The organism is Xanthomonas sp. 10-10, from assembly GCF_040182365.1.
In the GTDB taxonomy this organism is placed as follows: Bacteria; Pseudomonadota; Gammaproteobacteria; order Xanthomonadales; family Xanthomonadaceae; genus Xanthomonas; species Xanthomonas arboricola_F.
The window spans coordinates 2,949,878-2,964,961 of sequence record NZ_CP144460.1; the positions used below are offsets into that span (position 1 = coordinate 2,949,878).

The 15,084-nt window shown below is 66.7% G+C and carries 9 protein-coding genes; 7 read left to right on the forward strand and 2 right to left on the reverse strand.

What is annotated here, in order from left to right:
• The first annotated feature begins 190 nt into the window (after positions 1-190).
• From VZ068_RS12445 to VZ068_RS12455, 3 genes are read left to right on the forward strand one after another with little or no spacing between them, the layout of a single operon-like run.
• Positions 191-850 (forward strand): TetR/AcrR family transcriptional regulator, encoded by a 660-nt coding sequence (locus VZ068_RS12445; protein ID WP_259150753.1) that lies wholly within the window; start codon positions 191-193, stop codon positions 848-850.
• 14 nt (positions 851-864) lie between these two features.
• Entirely contained in the window at positions 865-2,181 is a 1,317-nt protein-coding gene (locus VZ068_RS12450; protein ID WP_259160822.1) for an efflux RND transporter periplasmic adaptor subunit, read from the forward strand.
• Between the two features lie 12 nt (positions 2,182-2,193).
• Complete coding sequence (locus tag VZ068_RS12455) at positions 2,194-5,364, forward strand: multidrug efflux RND transporter permease subunit (RefSeq protein WP_349655480.1); 3,171 nt, start codon at positions 2,194-2,196, stop codon at positions 5,362-5,364.
• Positions 5,365-5,868: 504 nt separating this feature from the next.
• On the opposite strand, the gene VZ068_RS12460 is transcribed toward VZ068_RS12455, so the two are convergent.
• Complete coding sequence (locus VZ068_RS12460; protein ID WP_259160824.1) at positions 5,869-6,861, reverse strand: LacI family DNA-binding transcriptional regulator; 993 nt, start codon at positions 6,859-6,861, stop codon at positions 5,869-5,871.
• A 161-nt stretch (positions 6,862-7,022) separates the two neighbouring features.
• Between VZ068_RS12460 and ptsP the strand changes: the two genes are divergently transcribed.
• From ptsP to VZ068_RS12480, 4 genes are all read left to right on the forward strand, one after another.
• Complete coding sequence (gene ptsP, locus VZ068_RS12465; RefSeq protein WP_349655481.1) at positions 7,023-9,539, forward strand: phosphoenolpyruvate--protein phosphotransferase; 2,517 nt, start codon at positions 7,023-7,025, stop codon at positions 9,537-9,539.
• Entirely contained in the window at positions 9,536-10,492 is a 957-nt protein-coding gene (gene pfkB / locus VZ068_RS12470; protein ID WP_349655482.1) for a 1-phosphofructokinase, read from the forward strand. Before ptsP ends, pfkB begins: the two co-directional genes overlap by 4 nt.
• Positions 10,493-10,640: 148 nt before the next feature.
• Complete coding sequence (locus VZ068_RS12475; RefSeq protein ID WP_349655483.1) at positions 10,641-12,386, forward strand: fructose-specific PTS transporter subunit EIIC; 1,746 nt, start codon at positions 10,641-10,643, stop codon at positions 12,384-12,386.
• 173 nt (positions 12,387-12,559) lie between these two features.
• Positions 12,560-13,837, forward strand: coding sequence for a carbohydrate porin (locus tag VZ068_RS12480; RefSeq protein ID WP_349655484.1), 1,278 nt, complete (start codon positions 12,560-12,562; stop codon positions 13,835-13,837).
• 275 nt (positions 13,838-14,112) lie between these two features.
• On the opposite strand, the gene VZ068_RS12485 is transcribed toward VZ068_RS12480, so the two are convergent.
• The gene (locus VZ068_RS12485; protein WP_349655485.1) at positions 14,113-14,736 is read right to left on the reverse strand and encodes a hypothetical protein; all 624 of its coding nucleotides are present in this window, start codon (positions 14,734-14,736) and stop codon (positions 14,113-14,115) included.
• Between the last annotated feature and the right edge of the window lie 348 nt (positions 14,737-15,084).

Genomic DNA, 15,084 nt, shown 5'->3' on the forward strand with positions numbered 1-15,084 from the left:
CAGCAGGCGCGACAGCGGCGCCAAAGCAATATGGCTCTGTAGTTTCCACACGCTTGGCCGGTTGGCGGGTCGCTGGATCGCCAGATCCGGCAAAGTCCGGCCCGATGCTTGGCACACAAGGCGTTGCGCAGACCAAACTGCGATCGTCAAGGCTGTTTAAAAACTAAACTGGACGGTATAGTCTACCGCCATGACCCCTCGTTCCCCCCGTGCTGCCCGGCGTTCGGACTGCGATCGCCGCATCCATGCTGCCGTGCATACCTTGCTTGCCGAGCGCGGAATGCGGCTGAGCATGGACGCGGTGGCCGAACGCGCCGGTTGTTCCAAGCAGACGCTCTACAGTTATTACGGATGTAAAGAGAATCTGCTGCGCGATGTCCTTCAGGACCACGTGCACCTGGCCACGGTGCCGCTGGGCGCAGTGTCCGGCGATCTACGCGAGGATCTGCTGGCCTTTGCACTGGCCCATCTTGACCGCCTCAACAGCCCGGATGTGTTACAGACCTGTCGTTTGGTGGAGGCCGAGTCGCACCGGTTCCCCGATCAGTCGCAGCAGATCTTCCATGAGGGCGTCGTCGGCATGCAGCAACGCCTGGCGCATCGCTTTGAGCAAGCGATGGCCGCCGGCCAGCTGCGCCATGACGATCCGCACTTCATGGCCGAACTGCTGCTCAGCATGATCGTCGGCCTGGATTTCGATCGCCAACGCTTCCAGGTACCCCACCGCGCCGGCCTTGCCGCCAGGCAGCAGTGGGCGCAGTTCGCCGTCGAGACCTTTTTGCGGGCGTTTGCCGCGGCCAATGCCGCGCCTGCGCCGGCCCCGCTTGCTCTTCTCTCTTCAAGACCCTAACGGAGTTCCTCCTGATGATTGCCCCGCTCCGCACCTTCGGCCTGGCCTTGGCCATCACCGTGGCGCTCGCTGCCTGCAGCAAGCCCGAACAACAGCAGGCGCCCCCGCCGCCGGAAGTGTCGGTGCTGGAAATGAAACCGCAGACGCTGCCGCTGGAACGCGACCTGGTGGGCCGCCTGTCGGCGTTCCGCTCGGCCGACGTGCGTGCCCGCGTGGACGGGGTGCTGCTCAAGCGCCTGTACACCGAAGGCACCGACGTCAAGGAAGGCCAGCCGCTGTTCGAGATCGATCCCATGCCGCTGCGTGCCTCGTTGCTGCAGGCCCAGGGCCAGCTGGCCGCCGCCGAGGCGACCTACGCCAACGCCCAGATCGCCGCCAAGCGCGCGCGCAGCCTGGCGCCGCAGCAGTACGTCTCGCGTGCCGACATCGATAACGCCGAAGCCACCGAGCGCTCTTCCGGCGCCAGCGTGCAGCAGGCGCGCGGCGCGGTCCAGGCCGCCCGGATCCAGCTCAGCTTCGCCAGCGTCACCTCGCCGATCACCGGCCGCGCCGGCATCCAGCGGGTGACCGAAGGCGCGCTGGTCGGCTCCGGCGAAGCGACCCTGCTGACTACGGTGGACCAGATCGACCCGTTGTACGTCAATTTTGCGATGAGTAGCGAAGAACTCGCCGCGCTGCGCCAGGCGCAGAGCAGCGGCAACGTGCAGCTCAGCGGCGACGGCAAGTCCGCCATCAACGTGGAGCTGGGCAACGGCACCCTGTACCCGCACCCCGGTACGCTGGACGTGTCGGCGGTGACGGTGGACCCGAGCACCGGCGCGGTGTCGCTGCGCGCGACCCTGCCCAACCCGGAACTGGCGCTGCTGCCGGGCGCGTTCGTGACCTTCAAGGCCAGCCTGGGCCAGCGCAACAACGCCTACCTGCTGCCGCAGCAGGCGCTGCAGCGCGATGCCACCGGCGCCTATGCGCTGGTGCTGGGCAAGGACGGCAAGGTGGTGCGCAAGAACCTCACCGTCGACGGCCAGCAGAAGGGCCAGTGGATCGTGACCGGCGGCGTCACCCCGGGCGACCAGGTCATCGTCGATGGCGTGCAGAAGGCCAAGGAAGGTCAGCCCGCCAAGGGCGTGCCGTGGGATCCGAACAAGCCGGCCGCCGGCGCCCAGCCGGGTCAGCCCGGTGCAGCTGGCGCGGCGCCCGCCGCAGGCCAGGCCGGCGATGCCAAGGCCGCACCGGCTGCCAACGCTGCCGATGCCGCAGCACCGGCAGCGCAGGAGCAGCCCAAGCAGGATGCGGCGGCGCAGCCGGCCGACTCCCAGTCCAAGCAGCAGTGACGGAACCCGGACATGCCTAAGTTTTTTATCGAACACCCGATCTTTGCCTGGGTGGTGGCGATCCTGATCTCGCTTGCCGGCGTGATCTCGATCCTGAATCTGGGTATCGAGTCGTACCCGACGATCGCCCCGCCGCAGGTCACCGTCACCGCCAACTTCCCCGGCGCCAGTGCCGATACCGCCGAAAAGGCGGTGACCCAGGTCATCGAGCAGCAGCTCACCGGTATCGACCACCTGCTGTACTTCAACTCCTCGTCGGCCTCCAACGGCCGCGTGACCATCACGCTGACCTTCGAAACCGGCACCGACGCAGATATCGCGCAGGTGCAGGTGCAGAACAAGGTGTCGCTGGCCACGCCGCGCCTGCCCTCGGAAGTCACCCAGCAGGGTGTGGTGGTGGCCAAGGCCAACGCCGGCTTCCTGATGGTGGCCGCGCTGCGTTCGGACAACCCGTCGATCAACCGCGACGCGCTCAACGACATCGTCGGCTCGCGCGTGCTCGAGCAGATCTCGCGCGTGCCCGGCGTCGGCAGCACCAACCAGTTCGGCGCCGAGTACGCGATGAACATCTGGTTGAACCCGGAAAAGCTGCAGGGCTACAACCTGTCGGCCACCCAGGTGCTGACCGCGGTGCGCAACCAGAACGTGCAGTTCGCGGCCGGCTCGGTCGGTGCCGACCCCACGCCGGACGGCATCAGTTTCACCGCCACGGTGTCGGCGGAAGGCCGCTTCAGCTCGCCGGAAGAGTTCGAGAACATCATCCTGCGCACCGACAACAACGGTGCCACCGTGCGCCTGAAGGATGTGGCGCGCGTCACCGTGGGGCCGAGCAACTACGGCTTCGACACCCAGTACAACGGCAAGCCCACCGGTGCCTTCGGCATCCAGCTGCTGCCGGGCGCCAACGCACTGAACGTGTCCGAGGCGGTCGGGGCCAAGCTCGACGAGCTGCAGCCCACCTTCCCGCAGGGCGTGACCTGGTTTGCACCGTACGAGTCGACCACCTTCGTGCGCATCTCCATCGAGGAAGTGGTGCACACGCTGGTGGAAGCCATCGTGCTGGTGTTCCTGGTGATGTTGCTGTTCCTGCAGAACTTCCGCGCCACGGTCATCCCGACCCTGGTGATTCCGGTGGCGCTGCTGGGCACGTTCTTCGGCATGTACGCCATCGGCTTCACCATCAACCAGCTGACGCTGTTTGCGATGGTGCTGGCGATCGGCATCGTGGTGGACGACGCGATCGTGGTGATCGAGAACGTCGAGCGCATCATGAGCGAGGAACATCTGGAGCCGAAGGCCGCCACGCAGAAGGCGATGACCCAGATCACCGGTGCGGTGGTGGCCATCACCGTGGTGCTGGCGGCGGTGTTCATCCCCTCCTCGCTGCAGCCCGGTGCCTCCGGTGCGATCTACAAGCAGTTCGCGCTGACCATCGCCATGTCGATGGGCTTCTCCGCGTTCCTGGCGCTGACCTTCACCCCGGCGTTGTGCGCCAGCTTCCTCAAGCCCACCCATTCGGACAAGAAGAACTGGGTCTACCGCACCTTCGACAAGTACTACGACAAGCTGGCGCATCGCTATGTCGGCGTGGTGGGTCACACGCTGAAGCGCTCGCCGCCGTGGATGATCGTGTTCGTGGTGCTGGTGGTGCTGTGCGGCTTCCTGTTTACCCGCATGCCGGGCAGCTTCCTGCCGGAAGAAGACCAGGGGTTTGCGGTGGCCATCGTGCAGCTGCCGCCGGGCGCCACCAAGATCCTTACCAACGAAACGTTTGCGCAGATGCGTGCGGTGCTGGAAAAGCAGCCGGCGGTGGAAGGCATGCTGCAGATCGCCGGTTTCAGCTTCCTGGGCTCGGGCGAAAACGTCGGCATGGGCTTCATCCGGCTCAAGCCGTGGGAAGACCGCGACGTCACTGCCGAGCAGTTGATCCAGCAACTCAACGGTGCCTTCTACGGCATCAAGGGCGCGCAGATCTTCGTGGTCAACCTGCCCACCGTGCAGGGCCTTGGCCAGTTCGGCGGCTTCGACATGTGGCTGCAGGACCGTTCCGGCGCAGGCCAGGAAGCATTGACCCAGGCGCGCAACATCGTGCTGGGCAAGGCGGCGCAAAAGGCCGACACCATGGTGGGCGTGCGCCCGAACGGCCTGGAAAATTCGCCGCAGCTGCAGTTGCATGTGGACCGCGTGCAGGCGCAGTCGATGGGCCTGGAAGTCAGCGACATCTACAGCTCGATCCAGCTGATGCTGGCGCCGGTCTATGTCAACGATTACTTCTCCGAAGGCCGCATCAAGCGCGTCAACATCCGTGCCGACGATCAGTTCCGTACCGGCCCCGAGTCGTTGCGCAACTTCTTCACTCCCAGCAGCACCGCCACCGGTGCGGACGGGCAGCCCGGCATGATTCCGCTGAGCAATGTGGTCAAGGCCGAATGGACCTACGCCTCGCCGGCGCTGAATCGCTACAACGGCTATTCGGCGGTGAACATCGTCGGCAACCCTGCCCCGGGCGGCAGCTCCGGCCAGGCGATGACGGCGATGGAAGAGATCGTCAACAACGATCTGCCGCCAGGCTTCGGCTTCGACTGGAGCGGCATGTCGTACCAGGAAATCATTGCCGGTAATGCGGCGACGCTGCTGCTGGCGTTGTCGGTGGTGGTGGTGTTCCTGTGCCTGGCCGCGCTCTATGAGAGCTGGTCGATTCCGGTGGCGGTGCTGATGGTGGTGCCGATCGGCGTGCTGGGTGCGATCGTGTTCTCGATGCTGCGTGGCCTGCCGAACGATCTGTACTTCAAGATCGGCATGATCACGGTGATCGGCCTGGCGGCGAAGAACGCGATCCTGATCGTGGAATTTGCGGTGGAGCAGCGTGCGGCGGGCAAGACCCTGCGCGAGGCGACGCTGGAGGCGGCGCACCTGCGCTTCCGCCCGATCCTGATGACCTCGTTCGCCTTCATCCTGGGTGTGTTGCCGCTGGCGATTTCCACCGGTGCCGGCGCCAACTCGCGTCACTCCATCGGTACCGGCGTGATCGGCGGCATGGTGTTCGCCACCGTGCTCGGCGTGATCTTCATCCCGCTGTTCTTCGTGGTGGTGCGGCGCATGCTGGGCGACAAGCTGGACGAACAGTCCAAGGAATACCTGACCGCACAGAACGACTCGGGTACGCATCGTCCGGATCGCTAAGCCAAGGCGTTTGTTGCAAACCAAAAGCCCCGGCAGTGCCGGGGCTTTTTTGTGCCACCCACCAAGGACCCCGTAGGAGCGCACCCGGGCGCGACAGGCCTTATCGATCGTGATCACGCTATCGGCAAGTCCCTGTCGCGCCCGGGTGCGCTCCTACGGATCGCTGCGGCGGTGCGCGGCGTTGGTTGGCAAGCGAGTAGCAATACAGATGCGCTACTGACGCCGGAGCGCAACGCCACTGTAGGAGCGCACCTGGGCGCGACGGGGCTCCATCGATCGCGATCGGGCTATCGGCAAGGCCCTGTTGCGCCCGGGTGCGCTCCTACGGCGTGACGGGGATTGGTGACATTCCGCGCTTGGGCAGGACCCGCTTCACGTGCAGGCTGTTGACCAACGGCACAGCGTGATCCACGACAAACGCCACGCCGTTGTAGGAGCGCCCTTGGGCGCGATGGGCCTTACCGGTAAATCCCATCGCGCCCAAGGGCGCTCCTACATCGTCAGCTAGATGCGCGTGCGTGCACCTGTGGAGCCACGCACCACGCAACGCCCGGTCATCACCATGCGGCGGATCGGCAGCTGCGGGTTGCCCAGGCGTTCCAGCAGCAGCGACATCGCCGCGCGGCCCATGTCCTCCACCGGCTGTTCCACCACGGTGATGCCCGGCTCGACCAGGTCGGTCCAGCGCTCGTTATCGAAGCCCGCCAGGGCGAGATCCTGCGGCAACCGCAGGCCGGCGGTGCGCGCGGCTTTCAATGCGCCCATCAGCAGCAGGCTGTTACTGGTGACGATGGCTTCCGGGCGGTGATCGCTGGCAAGCCAATGGCCTAGCTCGGCAATCGCTGCTTCGGCAGTCGGCGCCACTTCGCGGTAGTCAGGCTCCAGCCCCTGCGCACGCATCGCGGCCAGATAGCCGTCGCGACGCTCGGCCGCGGTGGTGCTGGTGCTGCCGAACAACCCGCCGATGCGTCGATACCCCTGCGCCTGCAGATGCGCGACCAGCTCACCCATCGCTGCCGCATTGTCCAGCACCACGCTGTCGTAACGGCTGCCGGGGCCGGCGCGATCGACCAGCACGGTGGGGTAATCCAGCGCCAGCTCATGCATCCGCCCCACGGTCACCCGGGTCGGAGCGAAGATCAGTCCGGTGATGCGTTCTTCCTGCATCAGCTCCAGATATAGCGCCTCGCGCTCGGGATCTTCATCGGTATTGCACAGCGTGACGCGCATACCGGCACGGTAAGCGACCTCTTCCACCGCTCGGATCAAGGCAGTGAAGTACGGGTTGCGGATGTCGGCAACGATCACGCCCAGGATGCCGGACTGCTGCGATCGCAGCCGCCGCGCCATCAGGTTGGGGCGGTAACCGGTCTGACGCACAGCCGCCTCGACCTTGGCGCGCACTTCCTCGCTCACCGGGCCAGTGCCCAACGCGCGCGAGACCGTGGACTTGGACACACCGGCCACCCGGGCCACGTCATTGATGCTGATACTCACTGGGACCGTTCCCGCTCCATTTGCGCACCTGACCTAGGCGCCGTGTCTACTCCGATGCTAACCCGAAAGCACTACAAGGATTTTGTGCACTGCACATTGACCTAGATCGTGGGAACGTTCCCACTATACTTCCCAGCCTGATCCCCCAATCGGAGCCCGCCTTGTCTTCTCCGTCGCCTGCCCCCGTCACTCCCGAGCTCATCCGTCTGCGTGCGCAGGCCCGCGACAAGGACGATGCCATCGCCCAGGCCGCCCAGTTGCTGGTCGCCGCCGGCTGCGTGGCGCCGGGCTACGACGCCAGCATGCGGCGCCGCGAAGGCCTGGCCAATACCTTCCTCGGTCACGGCCTGGCGATCCCGCACGGCGTCGGCGAAGACCGTCACCTGGTGCGCCGCGACGGGATTGCGGTGCTGCAGCTGCCTGAGGGCGTGGAGTGGAATCCCGGCCAGACCACCCGGCTGGTGGTGGGCATCGCCGCCCAGTCCGACACCCATATCACCCTGCTGCGCCGGCTGACCCGCCTGATCCAGGACCCGGCGCAGCTGGAAGCGCTGTTCACCACCGACGACCCCGGCGTGATCGTGGCCGCGCTCACCGGCGACCGCGCGCCGGACACCAGCGCCGCACCGGCCACCGACCTGGCCGAAACCTTCGCGTGGACCATCGCCTACCCCAGCGGCCTGCACGCCCGCCCCGCCACCCGCTGGGCCGAGACCGCACGCGGCTTCTCGGCGCGTGCGCAGGTGCGCGCCGGCGACCAGGCCGCCGATGCCAAGAGCCTGGTCGGCCTGCTGCAGCTGGGCCTGCGTGCCGGCGACAGCATCACCGTCTCGGCCGAAGGCCCCGATGCCGCTGCCCTGCTCAAGCGCCTACGCGCGGTGATGGACAGCCTGACCGCGCAGGAAAAGGCCGATGCCGAACGCGCCGCGCAACGCCGCGCCGCGCCGGTGGCGGGCTGGACGCCGCCGCAGGCGCAGCCGGCCATCGTCGGCATCGGCGCCAGCCCGGGCGTGGCGATCGGCATCGTGCACCGGCTGCGCGCGGCGCAGACCGAAGTGGCCGATCAACCGGTCGGCCTGGGCGATGGCGGCGCGCTGCTGCACGACGCGCTGACCCGCACCCGCCAGCAGCTGGCGGCGATCCAGGACGACACCCAGCGCCGGCTCGGTGCTTCGGACGCGGCGATCTTCAAGGCCCAGGCCGAGCTGCTCAACGACACCGACCTGATCACCCGCACCTGCCAGCTGATGGTCGAAGGCCACGGTGTGGCATGGTCGTGGCATCAGGCGGTGGAACAGATCGCCTCGGGCCTGGCGGCGCTGGGCAACCCGGTGCTGGCCGGGCGCGCGGCCGACCTGCGCGACGTCGGCCGCCGCGTGCTGGCCCAGCTCGACCCGTCTGCGGCGGGCGCCGGCCTCACCGACCTGCCCGACCAACCCTGCATCCTGCTCGCCAGCGACCTGTCGCCGTCGGATACCGCCAACCTGGACACCGCACGCGTGTTCGGCCTGGCCACCGCGCAGGGCGGCCCGACCTCGCACACCGCGATCCTGTCGCGCACCCTGGGACTGCCGGCGCTGGTCGCCGCTGGCGGCCAGTTGCTGGAGATCGAGGACGGCGCCACCGCCATCATCGACGGCAGCAGCGGGCGCCTGTACGTCAACCCGTCCGCGCAGGATCTGGACGCGGCCCGCACGCATATTGCCGAGCAGCTGGCGATCCGCGAGCGCGAAGCCGCACAGCGCGCCTTGCCGGCCGAAACCACCGACGGCCACCACATCGACATCGGCGCCAACGTCAACCTGCCCGACCAAGTGGCGATGGCACTCACCCAGGGCGCCGAAGGCGTCGGCCTGATGCGCACCGAATTCCTGTTCCTGGAAAGCGGCCGCACGCCCAGCGAAGACGAACAACACGCCACCTACCTGGCGATGGCGCAGGCACTGGAAGGCCGCCCGCTGATCGTGCGTGCGCTGGATATCGGCGGCGACAAGCAGGTGGCGCATCTGGAACTGCCGCACGAAGAAAACCCGTTCCTGGGCGTGCGTGGCGCGCGCCTGCTGCTGCGTCGCCCCGACCTGCTCGAACCGCAACTGCGTGCGCTTTATCGCGCTGCAAAAGATGGTGCGCGGCTGTCGATCATGTTCCCGATGATCACCTCGGTGCCGGAGCTGATCGCCTTGCGCGAGATCTGTGAACGCCTACGCGCCGAACTCGACGCGCCCGAGGTTCCGATCGGCATCATGATCGAAGTGCCCGCCGCCGCCGCGCAGGCCGACGTGCTGGCGCGGCATGCGGACTTCTTTTCGATCGGCACCAACGACCTCACCCAGTACGTGCTGGCGATCGACCGCCAGAACCCGGAGCTGGCCGCCGAGGCCGACAGCCTGCATCCGGCGGTGCTGCGCATGATCCGCAGCACGATCGAGGGCGCGCGCAAGCACGACCGCTGGGTCGGCGTGTGCGGCGGCCTGGCCGGCGATGCGTTCGGCGCCAGCCTGTTGGCCGGCCTGGGCGTGCAGGAACTGTCGATGACGCCCAACGACATCCCCTCGGTGAAAGCGCGCCTGCGCGCGTCGTCGATCGGCCAGTTGCGGCAGTTGGCAGAACGGGCGCTGGACTGCGAAACCGCCGAGCAGGTGCGCGCACTGGAAGCGCAGCGCGGGGACGTGGCATGAGCCTGCAGGCCATCACCGTTACGCTGAATCCGGCAATCGACCAGACCATCCGGCTCGACAGCCTGCACCCCGGCGCCGTGCATCGCGCCAGCAGCGTGCGCAACGATGCCGGCGGCAAGGGCATCAACGTGGCTGCCTGCCTGGCCGATTGGGGCACCGATGTCGCCGCACTCGGCGTGCTCGGCGGCGGCAATGCCGGCGTGTTCGAAGCGCTGTTCCGCGAGCGCGGCATCGTCGACCACTGCCAGCGCGTGGCCGGCGAAACCCGCACCAATCTCAAGCTGGTGGAGGCGCGCAGCAACGACACCACCGACATCAACCTGCCCGGCCTGCAGCTAAGCAGCGCGCATCTGCAGGGCGTGGCCGATCAACTCGCCCCGCTGCTGCGCCCCGGCCTGCCGGTGGTGCTGTCCGGCAGCCTGCCTGCCGGCCTGCCGGACGACAGCTGGGCGCAGCTGCAGGCGCAGGCCAGCGCCGCCGGCGCACGCGTCCTGCTCGATACCAGCGGTGCGCCGCTGGTGGCCGCATTGGGCGCCGCCCGCGAGGCCCTGCCGTACGCGGTCAAGCCGAACCGCCACGAACTGGAAGCCTGGACCGGCCGACCGCTCACCGGACGCGCCGCGCTCAGCGCCGCTGCGCACGAACTGCTCGCGCGCGGCATCCAGCTGGTGGTGATTTCGATGGGCACCGACGGTGCGTTGTTCGTGCAGCGCGACCAGCGACTGATCGCGCGTCCGCCGCGGCTGGCGCAGGGCAGCAGCGTGGGCGCAGGCGATGCGATGGTGGCCGGCCTGGCCGCCGCACTGCTGGATACGGCCACCGATCTGGAGCAGTGCGCACGGCTGGCCACGGCGTTTTCGATGTGCCGGCTGGAAAGCGGCGACGCGCGCAGGCTCAGCGCCGACGGCGTGCGACGTGCTGCAAGCCAGGTCGTGATCGAGACGCTGTCGTGAGCGCGGCCTTGCACCAGGCGGCGACCGCCACGCAGGTCTCCGCGCGTCGTTCCGACCGCCGCCGTCCCGGCACGCGTCACCCGTACGCGTAACGCCCCAATTCCCCCGCCGGCCTCACCGGCGACCGCAATACAGCAGGAGTTTTGCCATGTCCTCTTCCATCGTGGTCATCGCCGCCGGCGAACGCAGTACCGAAGCCGTCCTGGCGGCCGAAGCGCTGCGCCGCGCGGCCACCGCCGCCGGACGCAGCGTGACGATCGAAATCCGCAGCGACCAGGGCGTGCTCGGCGCGCTGCCGACCGAGCTGACCAGCGGCGCCGCGCAGGTGCTGGTCGTCGGCGATGCCGATGCCGACACCGCTCGCTTCGGCGATGCGCAACTGCTGCACCTGAGCCTGGGTGCGGTGCTGGACGATCCGGTCGCCGCCGTCAGCCAGCTCGCTGCCCCCACCGCACCAGCCAGCACACCGGCAGCGACCGACGCATCCGGCGCAGGCGGCAAGCGCATCGTTGCGATCACCTCCTGCCCCACCGGCATCGCGCACACCTTCATGGCCGCCGAAGGCCTGCAGCAGGCCGCCAAGAAGCTTGGCCACCAGATGCGCGTGGAAACGCAAGGTTCGGTGGGTGCGCAGGACGCATTGACCGACGAGGAAATCCGCGCGGCCGATGTGGTCATCATCGCCGCCGACCGCGAAGTGGACCTGGCCCGTTTCGCCGGCAAGCGCGTGCTCAAGAGCGGCACCAAGCCGGCCATCAACGACGGCCCGGCCCTGATCAACAAGGCGCTGGCCGAGGCCGGCGTGCACGGCGGCGCGGCACCGGCCACCGGCACCGCCGCCAGCACGACCGCAAGCAAGGGCAACGGCCGCACCGGCGCCTACAAGCACCTGATGACCGGCGTGTCGTTCATGCTGCCCTTCGTCACCGCCGGGGGCCTGTTGATCGCCTTGGCATTCGCGCTTGGCGGCATCTATGCCGGCGACGATGCGCACCAGGGCACGCTGGCCTGGTCGCTGTTCCAGATCGGTGCCAAGGCCGGCTTCACCCTGATGGTGCCCGCGCTGGCCGGCTATATCGCCTACTCCATTGCCGACCGCCCCGGCATCGCGCCCGGCATGATCGGCGGGCTGGTCGCGGCCAATCTCAATGCGGGTTTCCTCGGCGGAATTATTGCGGGCTTCATCGCCGGCTACGGTGTGGCCGCGCTCAACCGCTACATCCGCCTGCCGCGCAACCTGGAAGGGCTCAAGCCGGTGCTGATCCTGCCGGTGCTGGGCACGCTGCTGGTCGGCCTGGCGATGATGTACGTGTTCGGCCAGCCGGTCGCCGACCTGCTGGCCTGGCTCACCGCCTGGCTGCGCGGCATGCAGGGCAGCAGCGCGCTGCTGCTGGGCCTGTTGCTTGGCGGCATGATGGCCTTCGACATGGGCGGGCCGGTCAACAAGGCCGCCTATGCGTTCTCCACCGGCCTGATCGCCAGCCAGGTCTACACCCCGATGGCCGCCGCCATGGTCGCCGGCATGACCCCGCCGCTGGGTATCGCGCTGGCTACCTGGGTGTTCCGCAACCGTTTCACCGTCGAAGAGCGCGGCTCGGCTACCGCTGCCGGCGTGCTCGGGCTGGCCTTCGTCACCGAGGGTGCCATCCCGTATGCCGCCCGCGACCCGCTGCGCACCATCCCGGCGCTGGTGATCGGCTCGGCCGTGGCCGGTGCGATCTCGATGTCGGTCGGCGCCGAACTGAAGGCGCCGCACGGCGGCATCTTCGTGCTGCTGATCCCCAATGCCGTCACCCATCTGGCGATGTATGTGCTGGCCTTGCTGGCCGGCGTGGTGGTCACCGCCATCGCCCTGCGCGTGCTCAAGAAGCCGGTGGCCGACGTCGTCGCCTGAGCCAACCCGCGGTGGCAGGCATCTGCCGCCGCATCCGACGCGCCGGACGCGCGTCACCGCTGATTGCTGTTACCGCCGCGCCGCGCATTGATCGCGCGCCGCCAGCGGCTTGCCCATCCCCTTGCTGTCGCGTCCGCCATCTCGGGCGCACCCTCTTTGTTCGGAGTCCTGCCATGTCCGCCCTGCTCTCCCACCGCGCTTCCCATCGTCTGCTGTGCCTGTCGCTTGCCATGGCGCTGGCCCCCTTGGCCCACGCACAGGAGGCCGCCGATGCCTTCAAACTCAAGCTGGGTTACACCGGCGAAGCCGCCTCGATGATCGACGGTGGTCGTAAGAGCGGCGACGCCTACGCCGGCCAGCTGATGGTCGGCACCGATGTCGACATGGACCGCCTGTTCGGCTGGAACGGTGCCACGGTCAAGCTCTATGTCACCAACCGCCACGGCACCAACCTGGCCAACAGCAGCATCGGCAACAGCACATCGGTGCAGGAAATCTACGGCGGCCAGGGCACGCGCCTGGCCAACTTCACCCTACTGCAAAAACTGTTCAACGACCGCCTGGAACTGGAAGCCGGCCGCAGCGTGGCCAACATCCACTTCCTCGGCTCGGACCTGTGCCAGTACTTCCAGGGCAACTCGGCCTGCGGCAACCCCACCTTCGTGTTCCGCACCAGCAACTTCACCTATTGGCCGGTGTCCAGCTGGGCCGCGCACGCCACCGCCTGGGTCACGCCCAAGGTCTATGTGCATGTGGGCGCGTATGAAGTGAACCCGGTGCAGGCCCAGGACGGCCAGCACGGTTTGAAGTGGAGCACCGACGACACCACCGGCGTGGTGGTGCCCTACGCCATCGGCTACAAGAACAAGGGCGGCGACGGCACCTTGGCGGCGATGTACGAACTCGGCGGCTGGCAGGACAACTCCGACTACACCGACCCGCTACGCGACCGCAACGGCAACCCCGCCGTCCTCAGCGGCCTGGGCTATGAAAACAAGCAGGGCCGCTCGGGCCTGTTCGGCCGCTTCGAGCAGCAGGTCACCAACCCCGACCCGTCCGGCACCCGCGGCCTGACCGTATTCGCCGCCATGCTCAAGAGCACCGGCGGCCAGGCGATCGAAGACCACTTCGTGCAACTGGGCCTGGTGCAGAAAGGCACCTTCGCCAGCCGCCCGCAGGACAACATCGCGTTTGTGATCACCCAGCAGAAGTACAGCGACGAAGCCATCGAAAACCTGCGCCTGGCGCGCGCCTCCGCCGGCGGAACCGGCACCCCGGCCGACAACCAGATCATGATGGAGCTCAGCTACGGCATCCAGGTCACCAAGCGCCTGCGCATCGCTCCCAACCTGCACTACGTGATCAACCCCGACCAGTTCAACGAACCCACCCGCACCAGCGATCTGAAGAATGCATTGATTGCGGGCATGCGGATCGACTGGAATCTGTGACCCATAGAGAGGCTGCGCGCGTTGCTCGCATGATTGACCGCCACCATTGCCTGAAGGGAGTGGCGGGTGCGTTGCATTTGACTGCAGTGCAACGCATTGCGTCGACTCGGTTGGCAATCGCACGTAATGAGGCGTTATCTGCCCACCTGGCCGCGCAAGCCAGTTGCTGGGCACGCAAGATCACGCGACAGCGGATGCCGAAGCTGTAATGAACCACCACTGCCTAACGTTTGAATTAAGCCGCGCCGCGAAGCGGTGTCAGCTTGAATGAATTGTTAGACCGCGATCCCAAATGCGGTGGTGCGACCTAAGCGGGGAAGTAGCTCTTCTAGTTGCTCGCGTGGAAAGTCACGATCTAGAGGGCTGCCCCCAATCCTCTCGGACTGCTGGAGACTCGACATAAGGTCAGGGGCGCGCGTGACTTGGACTCTGAACTCGTCGGAATGCACAAGAGCGCTAGCCCCTAACACATCTACGTAGTGCAGATTGTTCGCGCGCCCGGTTGGCGGGATAACAGCAGGGAAGTGGACTAGATCAAGATAGTTGACGCAAGTGGATGGACAATCCAAGTTACAAAGGTGGGAAGAGTCGCTTGCCTCAGGGACAGCGTAAGCCACGAAACGAGGGACGCCGGCTGACTGCAGAAGCAGATCGATGTTCTTCAACGCTTGCATCTGGTGGTGTGGTGCATCAAAGCGTCTGGCACCAGTTTTCTTTAAAGTTTTGTGGAAGCGCTTCATCTGAATGATGAGAAGCATTCCACCAGCGCTCGTGCAATGGTCAAAGCCAAATTTCTTCTCTTCTTGTTGCGTTAGACCCAGCCAAAAGACGTTAAGTCCAAGAACACTTGGCAGGCCCTTGCAGAAGTTCAACTCTAATGTCTTTTCCGAGAGACGCATCAGATTTCCTTAAGCGGTCTAACGCCTGAATTAAGCCGACCCGCGAAGCGGGTTCGGCTTGAATGAATTGTTAGGGCCCATTAGCGGAAGAAGTTCTCGGGCCACAGAAAATCTGGCAGACGCTGCCGGATTAAGTCAGCCTGAGTCTGGTACCCGCGCGCCTCGAGCTCGCGGAGGAATACAGGCCATGGCGGAATGTTGCTCATGTACACGTTGGTAGCAGACGTGGACATGCCGCCGCCTTGAGAGCTGGATAGACCGCCGTACTGTGAAGTAGATAGACCGCCGTACTGTGAGGTCGACAAGCCTCCGTACTGGGAAGTGGACAAGCCACCATACTGCGAGGTG